Origin of the sequence: Lentzea sp. NEAU-D7 (genome assembly GCF_026242055.1) — a bacterium.
Classification (GTDB): Bacteria; Actinomycetota; Actinomycetes; order Mycobacteriales; family Pseudonocardiaceae; genus Lentzea.
In genome coordinates, this window is sequence record NZ_JAPJDL010000012.1 from 31,612 (window position 1) to 53,344 (window position 21,733).

25 protein-coding genes are annotated in these 21,733 nt (G+C 69.8%); 8 read left to right on the forward strand and 17 right to left on the reverse strand.

Translation table 11 applies throughout. The features are described 5' to 3' along the window. Window positions 1–52 precede the first annotated feature (52 nt). The 4 genes from ORI60_RS23885 (at window position 53) to ORI60_RS23900 (ending at window position 2,110) form a co-directional block, all read left to right on the forward strand. Window positions 53–256: a hypothetical protein gene (locus ORI60_RS23885; RefSeq protein ID WP_266039961.1), complete on the forward strand. Its 204-nt coding sequence runs from the start codon at window positions 53–55 to the stop codon at window positions 254–256. 118 nt (window positions 257–374) lie between these two features. Continuing rightward, window positions 375–809, forward strand: coding sequence for an SRPBCC family protein (locus ORI60_RS23890; protein ID WP_266039962.1), 435 nt, complete (start codon window positions 375–377; stop codon window positions 807–809). A gap of 131 nt (window positions 810–940) precedes the next feature. Next, entirely contained in the window at window positions 941–1,165 is a 225-nt protein-coding gene (locus ORI60_RS23895) for a hypothetical protein (protein WP_266039963.1), read from the forward strand. A 375-nt stretch (window positions 1,166–1,540) separates the two neighbouring features. Continuing rightward, entirely contained in the window at window positions 1,541–2,110 is a 570-nt protein-coding gene (locus tag ORI60_RS23900) for a suppressor of fused domain protein (RefSeq protein ID WP_266039964.1), read from the forward strand. Between the two features lie 170 nt (window positions 2,111–2,280). Here the strand turns inward: ORI60_RS23900 and ORI60_RS23905 are convergent, their stop codons facing one another. From ORI60_RS23905 to ORI60_RS23925, 5 genes are read right to left on the reverse strand one after another with little or no spacing between them, the layout of a single operon-like run. Then, the gene (locus tag ORI60_RS23905; RefSeq protein ID WP_266039965.1) at window positions 2,281–3,162 is read right to left on the reverse strand and encodes an NAD-dependent epimerase/dehydratase family protein; all 882 of its coding nucleotides are present in this window, start codon (window positions 3,160–3,162) and stop codon (window positions 2,281–2,283) included. After that, on the reverse strand, window positions 3,162–4,664 hold the full coding sequence (locus ORI60_RS23910) for a class I adenylate-forming enzyme family protein (protein ID WP_266039967.1): 1,503 nt from the start codon (window positions 4,662–4,664) through the stop codon (window positions 3,162–3,164). Before ORI60_RS23910 ends, ORI60_RS23905 begins: the two co-directional genes overlap by 1 nt. Beyond that, complete coding sequence (locus tag ORI60_RS23915; RefSeq protein WP_266039969.1) at window positions 4,657–5,793, reverse strand: cytochrome P450; 1,137 nt, start codon at window positions 5,791–5,793, stop codon at window positions 4,657–4,659. The genes ORI60_RS23910 and ORI60_RS23915 overlap by 8 nt, the downstream gene beginning before the upstream one ends. After that, entirely contained in the window at window positions 5,790–6,539 is a 750-nt protein-coding gene (locus ORI60_RS23920; RefSeq protein WP_266039971.1) for a glycosyltransferase family 2 protein, read from the reverse strand. The genes ORI60_RS23915 and ORI60_RS23920 overlap by 4 nt, the downstream gene beginning before the upstream one ends. Continuing rightward, on the reverse strand, window positions 6,536–7,522 hold the full coding sequence (locus tag ORI60_RS23925; RefSeq protein WP_266039973.1) for a 3-oxoacyl-ACP synthase III family protein: 987 nt from the start codon (window positions 7,520–7,522) through the stop codon (window positions 6,536–6,538). The genes ORI60_RS23920 and ORI60_RS23925 overlap by 4 nt, the downstream gene beginning before the upstream one ends. Window positions 7,523–7,784: 262 nt before the next feature. Here ORI60_RS23925 and ORI60_RS23930 point away from each other — a divergent pair, with 262 nt between their 5' ends. Continuing rightward, on the forward strand, window positions 7,785–9,209 hold the full coding sequence (locus ORI60_RS23930) for a family 43 glycosylhydrolase (protein ID WP_266039975.1): 1,425 nt from the start codon (window positions 7,785–7,787) through the stop codon (window positions 9,207–9,209). A 349-nt stretch (window positions 9,210–9,558) separates the two neighbouring features. Here the strand turns inward: ORI60_RS23930 and ORI60_RS23935 are convergent, their stop codons facing one another. From ORI60_RS23935 to ORI60_RS23960, 6 genes are all read right to left on the reverse strand, one after another. Then, on the reverse strand, window positions 9,559–10,719 hold the full coding sequence (locus ORI60_RS23935; protein ID WP_266039977.1) for an alpha/beta hydrolase family protein: 1,161 nt from the start codon (window positions 10,717–10,719) through the stop codon (window positions 9,559–9,561). Continuing rightward, window positions 10,716–10,892, reverse strand: a complete 177-nt coding sequence (locus ORI60_RS23940) for a hypothetical protein (RefSeq protein WP_266039979.1) — start codon at window positions 10,890–10,892, stop codon at window positions 10,716–10,718. The genes ORI60_RS23935 and ORI60_RS23940 overlap by 4 nt, the downstream gene beginning before the upstream one ends. 62 nt (window positions 10,893–10,954) lie before the next feature. Continuing rightward, window positions 10,955–12,127, reverse strand: coding sequence for a hypothetical protein (locus ORI60_RS23945; protein ID WP_266039981.1), 1,173 nt, complete (start codon window positions 12,125–12,127; stop codon window positions 10,955–10,957). Window positions 12,128–12,237: 110 nt separating this feature from the next. Beyond that, window positions 12,238–12,897, reverse strand: a complete 660-nt coding sequence (locus ORI60_RS23950; RefSeq protein WP_266039983.1) for a carbonic anhydrase — start codon at window positions 12,895–12,897, stop codon at window positions 12,238–12,240. Window positions 12,898–12,941: 44 nt separating this feature from the next. Beyond that, on the reverse strand, window positions 12,942–14,084 hold the full coding sequence (locus ORI60_RS23955; protein ID WP_266039984.1) for a hypothetical protein: 1,143 nt from the start codon (window positions 14,082–14,084) through the stop codon (window positions 12,942–12,944). 211 nt (window positions 14,085–14,295) lie between these two features. Continuing rightward, window positions 14,296–14,925, reverse strand: coding sequence for a TetR/AcrR family transcriptional regulator (locus tag ORI60_RS23960; RefSeq protein WP_266039985.1), 630 nt, complete (start codon window positions 14,923–14,925; stop codon window positions 14,296–14,298). Between the two features lie 145 nt (window positions 14,926–15,070). Here ORI60_RS23960 and ORI60_RS23965 point away from each other — a divergent pair, with 145 nt between their 5' ends. Continuing rightward, window positions 15,071–16,321, forward strand: coding sequence for a glycosyltransferase (locus tag ORI60_RS23965; protein WP_266039986.1), 1,251 nt, complete (start codon window positions 15,071–15,073; stop codon window positions 16,319–16,321). A gap of 67 nt (window positions 16,322–16,388) precedes the next feature. Here the strand turns inward: ORI60_RS23965 and ORI60_RS23970 are convergent, their stop codons facing one another. Next, the gene (locus tag ORI60_RS23970) at window positions 16,389–16,850 is read right to left on the reverse strand and encodes a hypothetical protein (protein ID WP_266039987.1); all 462 of its coding nucleotides are present in this window, start codon (window positions 16,848–16,850) and stop codon (window positions 16,389–16,391) included. A gap of 498 nt (window positions 16,851–17,348) precedes the next feature. Here ORI60_RS23970 and ORI60_RS23975 point away from each other — a divergent pair, with 498 nt between their 5' ends. Beyond that, window positions 17,349–17,858: a flavodoxin family protein gene (locus tag ORI60_RS23975; protein ID WP_266039989.1), complete on the forward strand. Its 510-nt coding sequence runs from the start codon at window positions 17,349–17,351 to the stop codon at window positions 17,856–17,858. Next, window positions 17,837–18,154, forward strand: a complete 318-nt coding sequence (locus tag ORI60_RS23980) for a MerR family DNA-binding transcriptional regulator (RefSeq protein ID WP_323055935.1) — start codon at window positions 17,837–17,839, stop codon at window positions 18,152–18,154. Before ORI60_RS23975 ends, ORI60_RS23980 begins: the two co-directional genes overlap by 22 nt. A 27-nt stretch (window positions 18,155–18,181) precedes the next feature. Here ORI60_RS23980 and ORI60_RS23985 read toward each other — a convergent pair whose 3' ends face one another. From ORI60_RS23985 to ORI60_RS24005, 5 genes are read right to left on the reverse strand one after another with little or no spacing between them, the layout of a single operon-like run. After that, complete coding sequence (locus ORI60_RS23985; RefSeq protein WP_266039990.1) at window positions 18,182–18,664, reverse strand: MarR family winged helix-turn-helix transcriptional regulator; 483 nt, start codon at window positions 18,662–18,664, stop codon at window positions 18,182–18,184. Window positions 18,665–18,696: 32 nt separating this feature from the next. After that, the gene (locus ORI60_RS23990) at window positions 18,697–19,194 is read right to left on the reverse strand and encodes an SRPBCC family protein (RefSeq protein ID WP_266039991.1); all 498 of its coding nucleotides are present in this window, start codon (window positions 19,192–19,194) and stop codon (window positions 18,697–18,699) included. Beyond that, window positions 19,184–19,396, reverse strand: a complete 213-nt coding sequence (locus ORI60_RS23995; RefSeq protein ID WP_266039992.1) for a hypothetical protein — start codon at window positions 19,394–19,396, stop codon at window positions 19,184–19,186. Before ORI60_RS23995 ends, ORI60_RS23990 begins: the two co-directional genes overlap by 11 nt. Beyond that, the gene (locus ORI60_RS24000; RefSeq protein WP_266039993.1) at window positions 19,393–20,757 is read right to left on the reverse strand and encodes a sensor histidine kinase; all 1,365 of its coding nucleotides are present in this window, start codon (window positions 20,755–20,757) and stop codon (window positions 19,393–19,395) included. Before ORI60_RS24000 ends, ORI60_RS23995 begins: the two co-directional genes overlap by 4 nt. Beyond that, window positions 20,757–21,440 carry a response regulator transcription factor gene (locus ORI60_RS24005; protein WP_266039994.1) on the reverse strand — a complete coding sequence of 228 codons (684 nt, stop codon included), beginning with the start codon at window positions 21,438–21,440 and terminating at the stop codon, window positions 20,757–20,759. Before ORI60_RS24005 ends, ORI60_RS24000 begins: the two co-directional genes overlap by 1 nt. Between the last annotated feature and the right edge of the window lie 293 nt (window positions 21,441–21,733).

The following is a 21,733-nucleotide window of genomic DNA, read 5'->3' on the forward strand; positions in this document are numbered from 1 at the left end:
ACTCACCGAACAGTCGCCGTGACGCCCCGCAGTGGCGCGTGGTCATGGGTGCGTGGCACGCGATTCCCTCGCCTTCGCTCGGGCGGCGGCCGGCTACCACCCGTGTTCGATCAACTCGACCACCGCGTGGACCGCCACGACGCCGGTGTCGTTCTTCGCCTTCCCGCTGATGGCGAACCTCGACATGTTGGCGGCTCGCAAGGACCTCATCCCCTTCGTCAGGCTCGACGAGTTCTTCACCAAGAACTTCGCTTGACTCGAAGTGCCCCCTGCAGGCTCTTGCCGCGACCGGCCTGCCGGGGAGACCGTGCTTCCCCTGCGAGGAGGGGCGTCGACGTTCAGACTGCGTGGAGTCGCTCAACAGGAGGTGGCCGATGGCCGTCGACGTCAGGCCAGAGGTGCTCGTGCACCGGCCGCGTGCGGAGGTCGCCGCGTTCATGTTCGACCCTGCCCACGACCTCGAGTGGACCGGTGGGATCACCTCCAGCAGACCGGCGCGTCCCGGTGTGCTGACCGAGGGAGCGACCGTGGTGCGCACCGCCAGGTTCCTCGGCCGCGAGTTCGACTACGGCTACTCCGTGACCCGGTCCGAACCGGACCGGCTCGTCGAGATGAAGGTCGACCGGCCGTTTCCCATGACCGTGCGCTACGAACTGGCGGACGCACCGGACGGCACGCTCGTCGCGATCCGGGCGATCGGCTCGCCCGGGAGGTTCTTCGGCTGGGCGACGCCGCTGATGAGCCGCCAGGTGAATAAGAGCATCACGGCGGACCTGGCGCGCCTGCGGGATCGGCTGGAACGGCCCTAGCGCCGGGACCTCGGCTTCGGTGGCTGCCGGTGAGTTCGCCGCAGCGCCAACGTGCGCAGAGTAGAGAACCGGTCCGCTACCTGCACGATGTGGGCATGCGACTCCCAGTACTCCGAGCGCAGGAGGTTTCGGTGTACACCACGTCGTCATGCCACATGTGGGGAAAGCTGGCCGCCACCCTCAAGGGTGGGCTGACGCTGTTCGGTAACCGTTACTACAACTCCGATCCCATCAACAACACCGACCCGACCGGCGCCTACAGCGTGAACGACCTCAAGTCCAGCCTGGGCACGATCGCGGATACCGTGGCCGTCGTCGGCCTCGGACTCGGCATCGGAATAGTGGTCCTCGTCTGATCGGCAAGCGAAAGGGCGATCCACGTGTTGCGAGGGAAGCCACAGGCAACGGCGGTAGTGGGCCTGGTTGTAGTCGGGATCATCGTAGGTGCCATCATGGCGATTCTCGACGTGCAAAAGCCTTGGACCTTTGTCGTTATGGTGACAGTGGGCGTTATCGCCGTGGCATACATGATGCGCCGCTTCCATCGCTGAACGCGGTTGAGATCAGACCTCGTTCGGCGCTATCCGTTGCAATGGGCCACCACGTGTTGCGAACAGGAGCGCGAGGCGCGCGGCACGAGCGCCGAAGCGTTGAACGGTTCCGCCTGCGGTGAGTGCCAGCGCCCAGAGGCTGCCGAGCGCTCCCAATATCCCAGGAAAAGGAGTATGGCTTTGACCGACGCAGTCAGCTCCGCGATCAGGGACCACGTGCAGGGCTTCTGGCCTGATCGCGAAGCACGTCTGCGGACCTGGGATCGCGGCAAGATCGTTGAGGCCATTCCGGAGTTCGCAGTGCTGGAGATCGCGCCGAAGGAGGTGGGCAGGGCCTGGCTCTACTCCTCGATCGGGGCGTGGCGCGTGCCGATGCCGGGCGAGCACAGGCTGGAGTTCTTGTCGCTCACGCCGCGGGAGTCGGAGGAGGCGGTGGAGAACCTGGCGATGGTCTCCGCGTTCCACGCAGATGAGAGATTCCGCGTCCGGCTCGGCAAGGTGATCAACATCGGGAGGCCGTGGCTCGCCGGGTCCATCTGCGACCACTTCCTGGTGAGCACGCCGTTCCTGTTCGGTGACGAGTTCGAGACCGTCCACGCGGACGGTGTCGGCGTCAGCATTTACTGGCTGCTGGCGATCACCGCGAGCGAGGCGGCGTTCGCACGGGAGAACGGTGCGTTCGCTCTCGAGCGCCTCATCGAGGAGAACGACGTAGACCTGCTCGACCCGGCTCGTGCGGCTGTTGTGTGAGCCGCGCTCGAATACTCCCATATGCTGCCGCGGCGCAACCGCAGCGCTGACTCGGTACGACCGCAGAGGAACGATCTTCCCGTCGAAACCTCGATGCGCGAAGCGTTCGACACATGACTCGGCGACTCGACCATGCGCGGGAAGAGCTCGCGTCGCCGGACGTCTTCTGCTCACCACGTTGCCGCGCCGGCGAAAGACGTCGGTGCGGGCTTGTAACCGAGGCGCGTCCGGGCGGCGGTGATGTCGAGAGTGCGCTCGCTGGCCAGGTGGCTGATGGCGTACCTGGTCAGGCGGGGAGGCTTCGCTCGACCCGCCAGTCGCCAGACGGGCTCGATCACCGCTGCCAGAGACCAGGCGAGCCCCAGGGGGAGGTAGCGGATCCGGACGTCCAGGCCACGTTCCCGCAGCAGGTCCCGCAACGCCCTTTCCAGTACGACCGGCGAAGAGTCCGCCACGTTGTAGATGCCGGGCTGGCCGGTGCAGGCCAGCAGGCTGGCTTGTGCGAGGTTGTCGATCGACGTGAGCGACTGTAGTGCCTGCCCGTTGCCCGCGAGGAACAAGGTCCGGCCGCGGATCGCGCTCAGGACCCGTGGAAGCAGAGTCGGGTCGCCTGGGCCGTAGACGGCGTGGGGGCGGAGGATGACGCTGTTCGGGCGTGCCAGCACCAGTCCCTCGGCCTCGGCCTTCGTCGCACCGTAAGCAGTGAGGTAGCGACTCACCGGGGCTGCGGACTCGATCGCCGAGACGGTCGGCCTGAACGGGTCGTACACGCTCGCCGACGACATGTGCACGAACCGTGCGCCGGGGAAGGTCTCCAGGACGCTTCGCGTACCGGAGACGTTCACCCGTCGGATCTCCGCGGGAGAACCCCAGTCGGTCACGGCGGCGGCGCAGTGCACCACGGCGTCGACGACCGGCGGATCGACCAGCGGCCCCGCCGTGATGTCCCACGAACGTGACCCGTAGGCGTGCACCTGCCAACCCCGTGCTTCGGCGGCACGGCACACCGCCCCGCCCACGAAGCCGGTCGCCCCCGTCACCGCGAGCCGCATCAGCGAGCCAGTCTCGCGCGGAGGGCGGATCGGTCGATCTTCCTGGTGCGGCCCGACAGCGGTAGTTCGGGAAGGACGACGACCTCGTCGGGCAGCGCGTAGACGTCGATCAGGTCCGGCAGCGAGGCTTGGACCCGCGCGGCCAGGTCGGGGCCGGCGTCAGGGCTGGGCACGATCGCCAGCACGATCCGTTCGTCACCGATCTCGTCCGGCACGCCGATCATGACGGCTGCCGTGACGCCCGGCAGGCGGGTGATGGCAGGTTCGTACAAGCCGGGATACACGTTGGTCCCCTTGCGGAGGATCATGTCCTTCTTCCGGCCGGTGAGCACGATCAAGTCGCCCTCCAGGCGAGCCAGATCGCCGGTGGCGTGCTCCGTCAACGGTGGCGATCCCAGATAGCCGCGGCACAGGTTGGGTCCGGACACCATCAGCTCCCCGTCCTCGGCGACGCGTGCTCGCACGCCCGGCAGCGGCCGGCCGAGGAGGTCGCCGTCGTGCGCGAGCTTCTCCTCGGCGGTCGCGATCGCCACCGGAAGGATCTCGGTCATGCCGTACACGGCGAGCAGATCGACCCCCGGCAACGCGGCGCGTGCACGTCGGAGCAGAGGTGGCAGGACCGGTGCGGAACCCAGCAACACCTGGCGCAGCGACCGCGGCAGCGCAACGCCGCTGTCGAGGATCGCGGCCAGGTCGGAAGGCACCAGGAAGGTGTGGGTGGCGCCCTCCAGGCCGGCCGCGAGCGCGGCGGGTTCGGCGGCAGGTGCGAACCCGTAGGGCGGCATGGACCAGTGCCCGCCCGCGATGAGCGCGGGCAGTCCCAGCATCATCTGGTCGGTGTGCACTCGGGCGTCCACACCCAGTTCGCACCGCGTCGCCAGCACGTTCAGCGCGGCCGCGAGCGAACCCCTGGTGTGCACAACGGCTTTCGGCTCTGCCGTGGTGCCCGAGGTGAACACGACGACGGCGTCCTGGTCCGGTCGAGCGTCGGGCAGTGGCGCGTCGGCAACCGGTTTCGCGAGCCTCCGGGTGGACACCGAGCGCAGTGGCACACCGGGCAGCCACGGCCCGGATCTGATGTGCCGCACCGGCAACGCGGTGTAGTCCGGCAGGAGCACGCCTCTGCGACGAGCCAGGGCGCGCAGTGGGCCGGGTGCGCTGGCCGCGTACAAGAGGGACTCGGCCGCCGCCCACCCCGGCCCTGCCAGTTCGGTGCGCCTCGTGAAGAGCTCCTGCCCGCCGCCGGGGTCGACGAACACCACCGTGCCGCCAGCCGCGACGGTTCCGAGAGCCAGCACGATCGCGTCGGGTCCTGGCCGTACCGAGAACAGCATCCGGCTTCCAGGCGCAAAACCCCTCGAGCGCAACCGATGCGCTGTGCCGAGTACGCGGTCGGCCAGCTCCGCGTAGGTCATCGTCCTCCCGCGTCCGTCGGTCAGCGCGGGCCGCCGGCTGTGGCGCTCGGCCGCCTGCAACACCCCGATCAGCAGGTCATCAGCCACGGCGCACCACCAATCTGGAGTAGCAGGGGATCAGCACCCGTCGGGCGGCGCTGCGGTCCACAACGGACAAGGGGGCCGCGTCGAGCACGGCGCCGAGCACCGCGCGGATCTCCGCTTGAGCCAGCGGCATGCCCAGGCAGAAGTGCGGTCCCGCACCGAACCACAGCTGCCTGATCTGCGGAGGGTGCGGACGCTCCGGATCGAAGGACCCCGGCGCGTTCGCCGCCGAGATCGTCGCGATCACCACTCGGTCGCCGGCCCGCACCCGCACCCGGCCGATCCGGGAGTCCGCGGCCACGCTGCGCAGCATCACCGGCGAAGGCACGGTCACCCGCAGCGCCTCCGCGACCGCGTCGTCGACCCGGCTCCTGTCGGCGGCCAGCCGGTCCAGCCAGCCGAAGTCGTGCAGCAACGCCACCAGCCGCGGGATGTACGACACCAGTGTCTCGGTCCCCGTGAGCACGAAGGCCGCTACCGCACCGAGTGCCTCCTCCTCGGTCAGTCCCAGCTGCCGCATCCGGCCCGGCACGGTTGCCGGGTCACCGTCGGCCCACGCCCGCGCGGCCGGCCGGGTGAGCACACCCAGCGACTGCCGGCACCGCAGCACCTGCGCGGGCGTCAGTGACCGACGGCCCAGCCGGATCGCCGACGTGATCGCGGTACCCGCCACGTGTGCTGCCACCGCCTCGGTCGCCTCCAGTCCGACCAGCTCGCAGATCACCGCACCCACCAGCCGCCGCACGACGGCCACCAGGTCGACCGGCCGGCCGGCTCTCAGTTCATTCCGCAACTCGTCCACCGGTGCGTCGAGGACCGCCCCGCACAGGTCGGACACGCTGCGCGGTGTGAACAACCCGGACAGCTTGCGCCGGAGGTCGCCGTGCGCCGCGCCTTCCATGTTCAGCAACACGGTCGGGCCCACCACAGGCGTCCACAGGTCCGCGGGCGACCCGGGTCCGGTCTTGGTGAAGTGCGCCGGGTCGTTGAGCACTTCCTTCGCGAGAGCGGCGTCGCTGACCACGACCCCCACCCGCGGTACGCGGATCACCGGTGCGATGCGGCCGACGGCGCGGACCAAGGGGTAGGCGACCGGGTGCGCGGCCAGGTGGAGCTTCAACTCCCAGCTCATCGAATGTCCACGACATCCGGTCGGTAGCGGTGGTCGGCGTACCAAGCGAGCGTTTTGCGCAACCCCCACGCCCGTGCCCGCCGCGACGAGCCGTGGACGACCACGTCCCGCCGCCGCCCGTACGCCGTGGTGTGCAGGCGAACCGCGTTTACGAGGGCACGGTCCTCGTGCAGGTCCTCGATCTTCGACCGCGGGAACCCGCCGGCGAGCACGTACAACTCTGCCGTGATCGCCATGTTGCAGCCGGGCGTCATCACGTACGGCCCCAGGTAGCGGGGACCCCGGTTGCCGGACCTCATCTTGCCGAACACCGAGGCGACCTCGACGGCGACGATGAGCACCCACCGCGTGACGGCCCGAACCCCTTCGTCCTTGCGCGGCAAGAGCTGTCCTGACACCAGACGAAGTCCGCTTCCCAGCGCGGCCTTGATCCGGACCGTCCAGTCAGGTGCCGGCAGGCAGTCGGCGTCCGTGCGCGCCAGCCATCGCGCCCCGCGGGCGACCGCGTGGCGCATCCCGGTGTCCGCCGCCGCGCCGGTGCCCTTCTGCGGCTCGTGCACGACTTCCAGCCGCAGCCCCGGATTCTCCCTGTGGAACCGCCGCACCAGGTCCACTGTGGAATCGGTCGAGCCGTTGTCCACCACGACCAGCGTGAAGTCCTGGTCTTCCTGCGCCGCAAGAGATCTCAGCGTCGCGACGATGGAGCGTTCCTCGTTGTAAGCCGGCACGACCACCCACAGGCTCACAGCCGCACCACCACGAGACCGAGGCTCACTCCACCGGCCAGGCCCACCAACGCGACGAGGTCGCCAGGACCGCAACGGCCCATGCGCTGCGCGGTGACCAGTTGCAGGGGCAGGCTCGCGGATGCCACGTTGCCGTGCTCGGGCAGCGTCACCACCAGCTTGTCGCGCGGCACGCCCGCGCCCTCGGCGAAGATCTCCAGGTAGGGCAACGACACCTGGTGCACGCATGCAACCGCGAAGTCGTCCCACGTCAGATCGAGGCCGCGGAGGGCGTCGTCGAGGACGTCGCGGCCCAGGTGCAGGAAAGCGTCCTTGAGCCGCGGACCGTCCATGTCGAAGTAGGTGAACTCCGGATCGCGCGGATGCCGGGATCCGCCGCCGGGGAGGGTGCCGACGTCCCACCACGTCGAGTCCGCGGTGAACGCACTGCCCAGCACGCCGGCATCACCGGCGGTGAGCAGCAGGGCCGCGCCTGCGTCGGACAGCGTGTATCCGGGGAAGGCACGCCGGAACTGCGCAGGATTCGCCACGTTCCAGCGCACGGCCCGCGATGGTGACTCGCCGCTTGTGACGAGAACGGTGCGGTAACGACCCGTCGCGATCAAGGCGTCGGCGACCTCGATCGCGTTGAGCACGCTGTTGCAGGCGTTCTTGACGTCCATCACGGGGCAGTGCAGCTCGAGCTTCGCCGCGACGATGTGGGCGGTCGCCGGTTCCACCATGTCCTGACTGGCGGAGGCGAACAGGAGCAGGTCGATGTCCGCTGGCTGGGTTCCGGTGTCCGCCAGCAGCTTGCGCGCTGCCGCCACCGCCAGGTCGGACGCCTGCTCGTCATCGCGCATCACGTGCCGTGACCGAATACCGGTCAACCGGCCGATGAGCCCCGGCGGCGGAGTGAACGGTCCCAGACGCCGCTCCACCTCTTCCGTGCTCAGCCGCGTCTCGGGCAGATGGACGGCCACACCGGCCAACCGTGTGCTCACTCCTGCACCTCCTGCGTGCACGTTATATGTGGTGGCTCGGAGCGACGTCGGTAGAACTACTCGGATGACAAGGCAGGTGTAATGGCTGCGGTAGCAGACCACCGACCGCGCCCGAGACGGATCTGGACAGCTGCGCACGGAGAGTGATTGGATCAATGCGCACGGTTTTTACAACGTTGTAACCCTGTGGATTGGACGAGACGTGACGTCAAAGATCGTCTTAGCGGCCTTGACCCTCTCACTGCTCGGAAGCGTGCCCGCTGTGGCCTCGTCCGCGGCGGCCGTGCCCGACTTCTCGACAGCGGAGGCCGGCAACCCGTTCGTGGACGGGTGGTACGCCGACCCGGACGTCGCGGTCTACGACAACAAGTACTGGGTCTTTCCCACGTCGTCGCGACCGTACGACGAGCAGACGTACCTCGACGCCTTCTCCTCGACCGACCTCGTCAACTGGACCAAGCACCCCGACGTCCTCACCACCGCGAACGTCTCCTGGGCACGCCGAGCCGTCTGGGCGCCCGCTCCCGTGCAGCGAAACGGCAGGTACTACCTGTACTTCAGCGCGAACGACATCCAGAGCAACTCCGAACTGGGCGGCATCGGCGTCGCGGTCGCCGACCGGCCGGAGGGCCCGTACCTGGACGCGATCGGCAAGCCGTTGATCAGCCAGTTCGTCAACGGAGCGCAGCCCATCGACCAGGACGTGTTCATCGACACCGATGGCCAGGCGTACATGTACTACGGCGGCTGGGGACACGCCAACGTGGTCAAGCTCAACGCGGACATGACCAGTCTCGGCCAGTTCGCCGACGGCAGCACGTACCAGGAGATCACCCCGGCGAACTTCACCGAGGGTTCGCAGATGTTCAAGCGGAACGGCAAGTACTACTTCATGTGGTCCGAGGACGGCTGGACCGGACCGAACTACGCGGTGTCGTACGCGATCTCCGACTCGCCCACCGGACCGTTCACCAAGATCAGCCGCGTGCTGAGCCAGGACGCCGCCGTCGCAAGGGGTTCCGGCCACAACTCGGTGATCAACGTGCCCGGCACGGACATCTGGTACATCGTCTACCACCGGCGCCCGCTGAGCCGCTCGGGCGCCAACGACAGGCAGGTCGCCTACGACCGGATGACCTTCAACGCCGACGGCACCGTCCAGCCGGTGACCATGCGGGTGAAGGACAACTTCGACGACGACAACTCCGTCGGCTGGACCACGCACGGCGGCACCTGGTCGGTGACCGGGGGCCGGTACGAGACCGGGACCTCGTTCGGCGGGAAGTCGTTGCTGGACACGAACTTCTCGAACTTCGTGCAGGACGCCGACATCACCCCGAAGTCCGCCGCCGGCGACAGCGGGGTCGTGTTCCGCGTGACGCAGGCGACCACCGGGACGGACGCCTACCGCGGCTACTACGCCGGGATCACCGGCAGCGGACGGGTCGTGCTCGGCAAGGCCGACAACAACTGGACGCAGCTCGCGTCAGCCGCCGTGCCCGTCCGGCCGAACACCCGGCACCACCTGCGGGTGGAGGCGATCGGCTCGGCCATCAAGGTGTACGTCGGCGACATGGCGACGCCGAAGATCTCCGTGACCGACACCAGCTTCTCCAATGGTGCCAACGGTGTGCGCGTCTTCAACACGGCTGCGGGCTTCGACAACTTCGCGGTCGCGCACCGGTGACGCTCACCGGGGGACGGTGCGGGGCGACTTCGCCGCCCGGCTGACCGCGACGTTGGGCAGGTCAGGTTCACTCGCCGCCCGACCAGCCGGGCGCCCGGCTGACCGATCACCATGACGTCGGACATGTCGAAGTACGGTGTCTGGCAGCCGAGAACCCGTCGTGAGGTTGCCGACGCGTCCACGGCGAACTCGCACTCCTGGGCATCGCAATCGCCTGCCCTCCATCGGCACACTCGCTGATTTCACGCCGAGCCTCTGCGTCCGGTCCAGCAGTGCGGACATCTCGTTCACGCGTCGACGGCGGTGGAGGCTGCCGCGAAGTGGAGAGAACCGGGTCATCGCGGTGGTGTCACGAGGTTTCGAAGAGCACTTCGGGGTACCGCTCCGCCAGGCCGTCGAACGCGGCCGGCCGGTCCTTGAGGTGGCGGTCGAAGAACGCCAGCGAGCAGGCAGTCACGATGTCGTGCGCCCTGTTCTTGTCGATCGGTCCGGTGACGCCGAGCCATCGGGTGAGCGGGGACAGCAGCGCCGCGTCGGAGAAGTCCTGGTGGTACATCCCGGGCACCCGCACCAGGTACGCATCGCCGGACATGTCGAACACCGCGCGGATGGTGTCGAGAGTCCGGTCGATGTCCGCCTGTCGCCACCCCTCGCGCCGCATCGTGCCGGCATCGCGGGTGAGCCACATCGTGGGCTGGGACAAGCCTGATCGGACCACGCCGGGCGGCATCCAGACGTCCATCGGGAGGCAGGCGCGGAAACGGGACTCCTGCCGGCAGGCTTCGGCGGCGACCTCGCCACCGAGCGACAGTCCGAAGATGCCCGCACGGGAGACGTCCAGCCGTCCGGTGAGGATGCCGGTGGGGTCGGCGTGGTTCAGCGCGGTCAGCTGGTCGAGCGTGAAGACCGCGTCCTGGGCGAGGAACGGGACCACGACGTCGACGAAGTCGTTGTCGAGCATGCGGGAGTCGAGCGTCACCAGCCGTCCGTCCGGGAACCGCACGCCGGCGGCCGCGTGCGGGTGGTCGATGGCCGCGACGACGTAGCCGCGCGACACCAGTTCCTCGACCTGCCAGGTGTTGTGCTGCCGATAGCCGCCCCGGCCGGGCGAGAAGATCAGCACCGGGAAGCTCTGCCCGACACCGGCCACCGGCGCGCACGGGACCGCGTTCGTGGAGACGTGCTCGAGCGGCCGCAGGAGAAAGCGCGGCAGTTCGAGCAGCTTCGCCAACGGGGCGAGAACCTCGGCGTCGGGAACGTACGGCGCCGGTGAGGCCGATGCGGGACATGTTGCCGGGTACCAGATCTGCACGACCAGCTCACGGCGGTCAGCAGGATCGGCGGTGAAGAGGTCGGGGCGGTCGTCGTCCACCCAGTGGTGGGTGATCGTGCCGACCTCGTACGGCCCGGACGGACGTGGAAGCCGGAAAATCCGGACAGCCGACGGCAACGCCACACCGATCGCCATCGCGATCGCGCCGAGAGCCACGGCGAACAGCCGCGCCGTCACCTGCGGGCGGCCAGGTGCGCTCGGAACCGGTCGGCCGGTTCCTGCGGCATGCGGCCGATCGGCGGACCGACGGTGGCCGCGGCCGCTCCTCTTCCCGGATGCAGGTGGATCATCGGCGCCGGTGGCGAGTGCCACCGGCGTTGTTCGGGACCATGAAAGAGCACGTCTTCCACGATCTGACGTTCACCGATCTCCGGCCAGGGACCGTGGACCTGACGTGAACGGACCGATGTGCTCAGCCCTGGCGGTGACGGGGCCAGACGACCACGTAGCTGGAGTAGGACCGGTATGCGCCGCCGGCGACGTCGCCGCGATCGCTGATCTTCTCTGCCCAGGCGCGCTCGTGGTCGGCAGGTGTCGGCAACGGGGTGGGACGGCCTGCCCGGTCCCAGCGAACAGCGGCCGTGTCCCCGTCCGGTGACCGGTCATAGGCCCCGACAGCGACCCCGTGGCCGTTCACGTCGCCAGCGGACGCAGACGCATCACCTGACGGCGGCAGCAGATCGACCACACCGCCGCGCCGGTAGTCCCACCGCTGCGCACCACCCGCGTACAGACGCCCGACCACCGAACCACCGCGGCCGGCGATGGCCAGCACCTGGGCCTCCTCGGCCAGCGAGGTGAGCCGCCCCGCCCGGTCCCAGCGCACGGCGAGCTCACGGTGGGTGTTGCCGTACACCATGCCGACGGCTGTGCCGTCGTCGGCGAGCCCGACCACCTCGTCGCGGTCACCGCCCAGGTTGGCCAGTGCCGTCGCGCGCCCGGCGCGGTCCCAGCGGACAGCGCGGTTCGCGCCGGTCGAGTCGAAGTACGTGCCGATCGCCTCGCTGTGCCGGTTGAGCGCCAACCCGATGACGCTCCGCGCGCCGGGCGGCGCGTCCAGCACCGTCAGGCGACCCGCCGAGTCCCACAGGACGGCGGTGCTGCCCTCCACCTGGGTCTCGTTGGGGGACGACACCCCGATGACCGTGCCCGCGTCGTTGACGTCGTAGGCGATGGAGTTCACGTCACCCGCCAGGACGCCGAGGTCGTGGACACCGCCCTGCGAGTCCCAGCGCACGGCACGCACATACCCGTCGGGGCGTTGGGAATACCCCACGACGTCGCCGCGCCGGTTGATCGCGTGCGCGTCGTGGAAGCGACCACCCAGGCCGTCGAGCTCGGTGAGTTCGCCCGCGAGGTTCCACCGCAGTGCGCGGGCCGGCGCGAGCGACTGCGGCAGCGTGGCGCTGCCGATGACGATCCCGTCGTCGTTGATGCCCTTCAGCCACGTGTGCTGGTATCCCGGTGGTGGGAGCAGCACGACCGGCTGCGAGGTCTGGCCGGCGAAAGCCGCGGTGGGCGGGATCGAGGCGATCAACCAGCCCGTCACGGCGATGGACAACGCGGTGCGCATCGTTCTCTTCATGGTGACCCTCCTCGTACCTGTGAGATCCGAGTGTCAGGTCGGTGAAGGCCGGGCTCCACGGCCGTTGGACGCACTCGTCCGGGTCCAAAAGTCCCTGCGGCCGAATCCTTCTACGTGATCGTGTTCTCGGCGAGCGCTGCGGTGAGCGCGTCGCCGTGCTGGGCCACGAGGTGGACACGGCCGTTGTCGAGTTGGTAGGTCATCGCGACGATGGCGGCGTGGTGGCTGGTGACGGCGTCGGTGAGCAGTGCGGAGCGCTGCAGCAACATCTCGGCGGTGTGCTCGACGTGGAGTTGGCCGATGGCGTCGCGGTCGGTGATGCCGGCGCTGTGGGCGGCCAGCACCTCGGGGCCGATGCGCTCGACGATGGTTCGCAGGAAACCGGGCGGGAGCGTGCCGGTGTCGTGGGCGGTGAGGGCCGCGGTGATGGCCCCGCAGTTGTCGTGGCCGAGGACGACGACCAGCGGGGCGCCGAGGACGGTGACGCCGAACTCGACGCTGGCCAGGACGTCGGTGCCGGCGAGGTGACCGGCGGTGCGCACGACGAACAGGTCACCCAGGCCCTGGTCGAAGACGATCTCGGCGGCGACGCGGGAGTCCGAGCAGCCGAGGACGACCGCGAACGGGCGTTGGCCGGTGCCGGCGCTGCTGCGGCGGCGTGCGGCGTCCTGGTTGGGGTGGGCGGGCTGGTCGGCGACGAAGCGGCGGTTGCCCTCGACCAGAGCGGCGAGGGCTTCGGAGGACGTGCTCGGGCGCGCGGTGACGGCCATCTGGTCGGTTCCTTCCGGGCTGGGCGGGCTGCGCGTCAGGGGTCTCAACGGCGGCGCAGGGTCAGGGCGAGGCGGGCGCCGCCGGGCAGCTCTCCCGGCGGGAGCAGCGCGATCCAGCCGCCGCGGGACAGCACGGTCTCGATGAGTTCGTCGACGGCGTCGTCGATGACTTCGGGGTGGTCGACGTCGTCGGCGGGGGTGAGGGTGTCGCCGTCGGCGTTCAGGCGGGCGGGGTAGAAGTAGTCCTCCTCGACGGCGAGCATCTCCGGGCGTTCCCAGCGAGCCGCGAGCCAGGCCGTGCCGATGTCGGTGAGGACGCGGCCTTCGGCGGCGCGTTGCTCGATCAGGTCGAGGGCTTGCTGTGCGCGGGAGCGCAGGTAGTCGCGCAGCACCGGGCGGATGAGGTCGACGAGGGTCTCGGTGGGAGTGGCCAGGTGGTTGCCCTTGACGGTGCCGGCGAGGCGGGCGGTGTTGCGGGACAGGCGCCGGAAGTTGCCGGAGGTGGGTTCGGCCGCGACGAGGACGAGCGGCATCGGGTACAGGCGCAGTGCGGCGCCGAGCACGCGGTCGACTCGGCGCAGGAACTCGATCGGTCGTTCGGCGCCGCGGCCGGTGTGGTCGCCGTCGGAGCGGCGACGGGCGGGGAACGCGCTGCCGGGAGCGGGAACGAGAACGGTGCCGTGGCCGTGCAGCAGCCGGGCGTGATCGGCTGACAACAGCAGCACTGTGTGCCGCGGGGTGTGCTGCAGGGCGCGGACGAGGTCACGGGTGGCGAAGGTCGGGTCGATCACGCACCGGTCGACCACCGGGACCGGCAGGTCGACGCGCCGGCTGTGGGCGGCGCTGACGAACAGCGCGACGGCCCGGTCAGCGGGTCGCCCGGCGGCCTCGCGGATCATCGTGTCCAGGGCGTCCAGCAGCGGGCGGGCGTTCGGAACGTGTTCGGCGTCCAGCCGGTTCCGCGCCTGTGCGGCCAGTGTGCGCAAGGTGGCGACGTCACCGGGGTGCATGACCGCTCCGGGACGCGTGCAGGCGAGCAGCGAGATGCTCGGATAGGCGCGCACCGCCTGAAGTGCGGTCACCGCGTGCGTGGTGAGCGGTGTGGTCCGGGCACTGTCCGGTGCGCCGGGCCGCCTCTGGGCGGCGGTCGAGTCGTCGGGGTGGTGCGCAAGAGGAGTGCTGGCCACGGCGAGGTCCTGTCCGCGAGTCGCCAGAGCACACCGAACAGGCCCGGCCTGGGCGGTGCTGGCGTCGGTGGCGTGAGGTCTTCCTCGACCCGCGCAGGGCGATCGCGGGGTCCCGCGCCGGATCCGGATCGGCCGGATCGTGCTGACGACACGGGCTTGGTCGCTGAGGTACTCCCCTCGGCATCGAGAATGACGAACTGTGGTTCGTCTGTCAAGGTGTAGTCCGGTCTGGTGGCGCGACGGGAGTCGCGGCGGCGCCGCGGTGGAGGAGGTCGACGAGCGAGTCGAGCCACCGGCCGGTGGGGTCGGCGTCTTCGAGGAGCACTCGGTGCATGATCGCGCCGACCAGGCTGAAGATCACCTGTTGGGGATCGGTGTCGTCGTGCCACTCGCCCCGTCCGCGTGCGCGTGTGGCGATGGCGAACACCGGTGACGCCTGCTCGGTCATCCGGCGTGAGGCGAGCGCGGCGATCTCGCTCGTGGCGCCGGTGCCGATGGCCGCTCGTGCCAGTGCCTTTCCTTCGGGGCGGGACAGGAACTCGGCGATGGGCTCGGCGAGGGCGTGGAGGTCGTCGCGCAGGTTGCCGGTGTCGGGGCTGTCCGCGAACTCGGTGCGCAGACCGTCCATCGCGGCGGCGACGAGCGCCTCCTTCGTGGGCCAGCGCCGGTAGACGCTGGTCTTGTTGACCTCGGCGCGGCGGGCGACGCGGTCGACACTCAGCCCGTCGAGCCCGCTTTCGGCCAGTTCGGCGCGCGTGGCCGCGAGAACCGCCGCTACCACGGACGCGCCGCGGGGGCGTCCTGCGTCGCGGCGATTCGGCGTGCTCGGGTCATCGCCCATCTCCCGCTCCGATCCTGGGGCCACTCGCCTGTCCCGCACCACGTCTCATGTGATCCATCGATGAGTTCATCATCATCGCAACTCGAGACACGACCTGGCATGCCCGCCATCCGCCCTCCCCGTAGTATTGCAACAAATTGTTGCAATGGAGGTCGCTGTGCAGATCTGCATCGTCGCCATCGACACCCGCGGTGGTGTCCAGCCCTACGCGGCCCTGGCGGGAGGCCTGCAGCGGGCAGGACATCAGGTGCGCATCGCCGCTCCCGAGGACTTCACCGACTGGCTCACCCGGCTGGGACTGGACGCCGTGCCGCTGACCGGACGGATGGAGGACGCGGCGCGCGCGGCGGCCGAGGCGGGGTTCTCCGGAGGTGTGGTCCCCAAGGGCATGCGCGAACAGATGATCCAGCAGTCGCTGCGGCACGCACGTGAACTGCTCGGCTACGCCGAGAACAGCGACGTGCTGATGGGAGGAGTGGGCGGTGCGGTGCTGGGTGTCGACATCGCCGAACGTCTCGGTGTGCCGTTCGTGCACGCGCATCTGCAACCGGTGGGGACGGTGTCGACCGCACTGCCCGGCGTGCTGACGCCCTGGATGCCCGCCTGGACCGGGGGAGTGGGCAACCTGATCGGCTCGGCGATCACCGAGTCCGCTCTCACCCTGCCGTTCCGCGCCGTCTCCCACGCCGTCCGCACCCAGGTGCTCGGCCTGCCCCGCCGTCGGTCCCGCCCACGCGAGGCCCCGCTCTCGCTCTACGGGTTCAGCCGACACGTCGTCTCCGTGCCCGCGAACTGGAACGTCACCGGCTACTGGTTCCTGCCCGAGGACCCGGCCTGGACCCCGCAGACGGAACTGGTGAAGTTCCTGGACGCCGGGGAGGCCCCCGTCTGCATCGGTTTCGGCAGCATGGTGGGCGCCGACCCCGCCGCGACCGCCAGACTGGTCACCGAAGCCGTCCGCCGGGCCGGGGTGCGGGCGGTGCTGCTCACCGGATGGGGCGGCATGAGCGACATCGCCACGTCCGAGAACGTCATCGTCATGGACCAGGTGCCGCACTCGTGGCTGTTCGCCAGGGCGGCGGCGGTGGTCCACCACGGCGGCGCCGGCACCACCGCGGCCGCCCTGCGTGCGGGCGTTCCCTCCGTTGTCGTGCCGCACGGAGTCGACCAGCCCTTCTGGGCCAAGAGAGTCGCCGCGCTCGGTGTGGGCCCGCGACCGCTGTCGCGCGCCGCGCTGTCCGTCGACTCGCTGGCCACCGCCCTCCACACCGCTTTCACCGACGAGCGCCTGCGCACCCGCGCGGCACATCTCGGCGAACGGATCCGCGCGGAAGACGGCATCACCGCGGCCGCCGACGTCCTCACCCGCGGCCTCTCGAGGATGACGCTGAAGTGAGGGGGTGCCGGAGCAACGCCGTCAGCCGCGTCGGCCTGGACCGCTCGGTGCGAGCTGACTGCGACGGTCAAGGTGTCCGGGCCGGTCGACGCCCTCGTGACCGGTGAACGAGGACGCGCACGAGCACCACCAGCTGCACCAGCAGGGCGATGCACACCACCACGATGATCGAAACCAGAGCCAGCCGCGTGATGGTGGCCCAGTCGGTCGTCGACTCGGCGAAGGCGAACGGGAACACCTGAAGCGTCCGCACCAGCGCCACCAGCCCCGCGGCAGTGCTGACCACATCACCCAGTGCGGTGAGCGGACGGTGAGGCCGGGCCAGGCAGACCAGGTTGACCACGAGAGCGATGGCCAGCGCGATGTCGACCGCGACCACCACATCGGCTGCCGCGTCGGTCAGGATCGGCACGGCCTGCCAGCCGGGTGACACGTTGACCAGAACCAGCAGGACCGTGTCGGCCAGCGCTCCGGCCAGGTAGCTCCCGCGCCGCGCCGTCGTGGCGGGCTTTCGTGCTGTGCCGGTCATGACGAACTCCTGTCTTCCCGCATGTTCGGGGCCTCACCCGCCGAGCTCGGCGCTGAACACACCGCGTCGGTCAGGACCGCGCATCGGTCAGGCTCTTGACGATCCGGCCGTCACGAGCTCCGGACCAGGGACCCCCTGCCCGAGTCGACCGGCTCTTTCGTCCCGGCAGGAACAGCAAGTGCGCCACCGGGAGGAGCGGCGGGGGAGACCGGCGCCTTCATCCGGTCACGTCCTACGTGCTCGGTTGCGGCGGGACCTTCGGACCTCCTCCGGCTGTGCGCGCCCACCTAACGTCGATATCAGCGGCGCACGAGCGGAGGAGGCGAAGTGGAGGCGAGCCGGATCGGCAACGACCGGCCGACCAGGTCTTCTTCGTGCCGGAGCCGATGGTCGCCGGGGTGTTCCTCGCCGCGGCCGTCGTGATGATCGTCAACACGGCTGGTGAGACAGCGATCCGAAGAACGTGACCCGGTGAACGAACAGATGGAGGAGTCAGTGATGAAGCATGCGCTCGTCGTGTTCGAGTCGATGTTCGGCAACACCGGGAAGATCGCCGAGGCCGTCGCGGAAGGACTGCGGACCGGGATGACCGTCGACGTCGTCGAGGTGAGTTCCGCTCCGGCCGTCCTCGGTGACGAGGTCGAACTGCTCGTCGTCGGCGGTCCGACCCACGCGTTCAGCATGAGCAAGGCCAGCACTCGTGCCGACGCGGCCAAACAGGGTGCCGACGAGAAGATCGCGGCGGGTGGAGGACTGCGCGAGTGGGTGGACCAGGTCAGCCACGGTGGGACACGACCGGTGGTCGCCGCGTTCGACACGAAGGTCGAGCGGCCGAAGATGCCGGGTTCCGCCGCCCGCGCCGCTCTCAAACGGCTGCGGCGCGCAGGCTTTCCGGCGTTGACGAAGGCGGAGAACTTCTACGTCGGCGGCACACCGGGTCCCCTGGTCGACGGAGAGCTCGACCGCGCCCGCGACTGGGGCGCGAGGTGCGCGGCCGAGACGAGGTAGCGACTGCACGTCGTCGTCCCGTCTCGACGTCGCTCGCACCCGGCTGTCGCAAGCGCACCATCCGGCACTACGACGAAGTCGGCCTGGTCGTTCCCTCGGCGCGGAGCCAGGGCGGCTTCCGGCTCGACGGCGGCGAGCCGCTCGACGACGGCCGGCGGCAGGCGTTGACGGCGACTCTGCGGAGGTTCGAGCAGGCCGCGCAACAACGCTGCGATGAACTGCGTACGCAACTCGAGCGTGCCGAGGAGTTCGCCGGCGCACTGCGCCGGAGGCTGGACGCGGCAGAACCCCGGTAGCCGGCTTCGTGCAGGGCCTGCGGCTCGTCAGATCCAGTCCAGGTCGGCGCCGGTCACGGCGGGTTCACCGCCCGCCTCGGTGAACGCGGTGAGCGCTTCCACGAGACCTCGCCGTTCCTCGGGTGCCATCTTCGCGACGATCTTCCCGATCGCCGCGCGACGTCTGCGGGTCACGCCGCGGACCACCCGGCGCCCCTCGTCGGTGAGTTCGGTGACGACTTCGCGACGTGTCGCCGGGTTGGGCTGGCGGGCGATCATCCCGGTCGCCACGAGGCGGTCGACCATGCGGGTGACGGTGGACGGGTTGACGTCCAGCAACGCGGCCAGCGAGCTGAGTTTCATCGCTCCCCGGCTGTCCAGGACGACGAGCATCCGGAACTGCGGCAGGGTGAGGGTGTCCTCGAAGGCGGCGAGCGAGCGCGCGGACACCGCGACCAGCAGGCGGGAGGCCGTGAGCACGGCGTCGGTGAGCGCGTCGACGTCGTTCGCGCCGACCTTGGACCTGGTCATGCCACTGTTGTACCGCAGTCGCGGCACCGCGATCACTGAGCAGGTTGGTGCACTGCCCGTTTTGCAAGGTGTTCGGCGCACACGACCCGTTCCAGGGCGTCGAGTGCCGCCTCGAGCCAGGCGCCGACCGAGGCTGTCGAGGATCCGGGAGGACCGGTGAGCCTCACGCTGACCGCGCTGCGGTTCTCGGTCAGCCGGAGGACCTGCAGGGCGCCGGAGCAGGAGGTCGTCGTCTCGCTGCCCCACGTGATGCGCAGGCGCTCCCAGTCGATGCGGATCTGCCGTTCGACGTCGACCTCGGCGCGGAGACCGGGCATCCACATGCGGATGAGGCGGGGACCGCACAACTCCACCTCGACCGAGTCGGGCAGCCAGGTGGTCAGGTTGTCGAGGTCGGAGACGATGTCGAAGACGGCCTCCGCGTCGGCGGGCATGGAGCGGCTTCGTGTCAAAACGGGTCCTTCCGGCGGGTTCCTCCCATCCTGTCCGAGTTCGTGCGGCGGTGAACCTGACGAGTGGCTAACGATCACCCGTCGGGGTGGGGGTCGCCGCGGTCGACGTGGCGGGGGTACTCGCGCTCGACGCCGGCGTCGAATGACGCCGCTGCGTCACCACGGGAGTCGGCGCCTCGCCGGAGATCGTCGGTGTGCCGAGCGGTTCCGGCTCGTCCTGAGTGGACACTCCGCAGCCGGTGACCAGCAGGACCACTCCGGCGGCGATGACTGTTCTCATGCGTCGGCCTCCGGGAGTTCCACGACGAACCGCGCCCCACCGCCGGGGCGGTCCTCGACCCACACCCTGCCGTGGTGGCGGCGGACGTGCTCGGCGACGAGCGCCAGCCCGAGACCGCTGCCGGTGTCGGCCCCGCGGCTGCCCGCCCTGGCCCCGCGGGTGAACCGCTCGAACACCTGCAGCCGCATGTCCTCGGGGACACCCGGGCCGGTGTCGTCGACCTCCAGGCGGACGTACCCGTTCCGGTGCAGCACCGCCAGCCGGACGGCACCGCCCGCGTGCTGCTCGGCGTTCTCGATCAGGTTGCCGATCACGCGGTCGAGCCTGCGCCGGTCACCGAGCACCACCGGAGCCGGTGGTGCGACCACGATCTCTATGTCGGCGCCGAGGCGCAGTCCGGCCGCGCCCCGGACGAGCGCGCCGACGTCGAGCGGCTCGAGGTCGTTCTGGTCGCCGTCCTGGTCGGCGCGGCTGATCTCCATCAGGTCGACGACCATGCGGGCGAACCTGTCCACTTCGGAGGTCAGCAGGTTCAGCGCTTTGCCGGTCGTGCCGGGCAGTTCGGCCTGACGGCGCCGCAGCACCGCGGCCGCGTTGACCATCGTCGTGAGCGGGGACCGGAGCTCGTGGCTGACGTCGCCCGCGAATCTGGCGTCGCGCAGCACGCGCTGTTCCAGTGCGTCGGCCGTGGTGTTGAACGTGGTGGCCAGCGGTTCGAGGTCGGGATCGGCCTGGTCCGGCAGCCGTGCTTTCAGGTCTCCGCCGGCGATGCGCGACGCCGCGGCGGTCAGCTCCGTCAAGGGCCTCAGCGCGCGCCTGCTGGCCCAGGAGCCGAGTCCCACTCCGATGAGACCGCTGAGCACCGTTCCGGCGATCAGCAGGCCGCTGAGGAACCGGAACGTGCGGTCGAGCTGGACCAGCTGGAAGAGCTCGACGTAGACGCCCTGCCCGTCGGCCAGCGACTGGGCGACCGCGATGACCGGGATCCCGTCGGCCCGCAGGCGCTGCCGGGCCGGGGTGCCGTCGCGGGCCATGGTGATCAGCTCACCGGGAACGACGGCCGGATCCACCTGTCGTCCGCTGGAGAGCACGTCGCCGCCCCGGAACAGCATGATGGTCGAGTCGGGGTTGGTGGTGAGCCCGGTCAGCAGCTCGGTGAGTCCGTCGGAGTTCGTGCGGACGGCCTCCTCGACCAGGCGGAGGTTGACCTCGGCCTGACGTGTCGTCGCCTGCACGCGTTGGCGGAGCATGTAGTCCGAGGCGAGGTTCCAGGTCGCGACCGCCAGCAGGCTGGTGACGAGGAGCGAGCCGAGGCCGAGCGCGGCGGCCACGCGCCAGCGCAGCGACGGACGGCGCAGCATCACCTCGGTGGACCGATCTTGTAACCCGAGCCGCGCACGGTCAGCACGAACACCGGGTCGTCGGCGTTGTGCTCGACCTTGGTGCGGAGTCGGCGGATGTGCACGTCGAGCAGCCGGGTGTCGCCGTAGTAGTCGTATCCCCAGACGCGCTGGAGCAGCTGCTCCCTGGTCACGATCCGCCCGCCCGCGGCGGCCAGTTCGGCGAGCAGCCGGAATTCCGTGCGGGTCAGGCGGATCTCCTCGCCGCCGCGCTTGACCACACCCTCGTCCGGCCAGATCTCGAGGTCCTCGACCCGGTGGGAGATGTTCTGCCGAGGCCCGCCGCGGCGCCGCAGCAGCGCTCGGATGCGGGCGGCCAGCTCGCTGGCGACCAGGGGTTTCGTGACGTAGTCGTCCGCACCGGCCTCCAGACCGGCGATGACGTCGGGTGTGTCGGTGCGGGCGGTGACGATGATGATCGGCAGATCTCCCTGAGCGCGGAGTCTCCTGCAGACCTGCAGACCGTCCACTCCGGGCAGCATGAGGTCGAGCAGCACGACGTCGTACGAGTCGCTGTCGAGACGGCTCAGGGCATCCTCGCCGGAGACGGCCTCGTCGACGTCGAACCCCTCGTCGGCGAGAGCGAGCCCGAGTGCCTGGCGGATGCGCTCGTCGTCATCCACGAGCAGCACGGAGAAATCCATGTCCTGCTTTTCCTCACTGGTTTCTGGTGCTGCTTTTATCACGCTGCCATGGTGACCGCACGCCGAAGCAGATGTCCTCTTCGGAAGGAGTTCGTAAGGTTGCACAGTGCACGCGTCGTGCATGCTTGTCACCGCGGGTGAACGCCCGTGGTGGGCGCGTGCCTGCGCGCTTCCGGGGAAGGTCGGACGCCGGCCGCCGGAGCGCGGCCGGCGTCCGTCTCGGGTGTGACGAAAGGCCATATCAGTCGTGACGGGCATGCCTACCACCGACGAAGGCATGACAGGCACCGTTC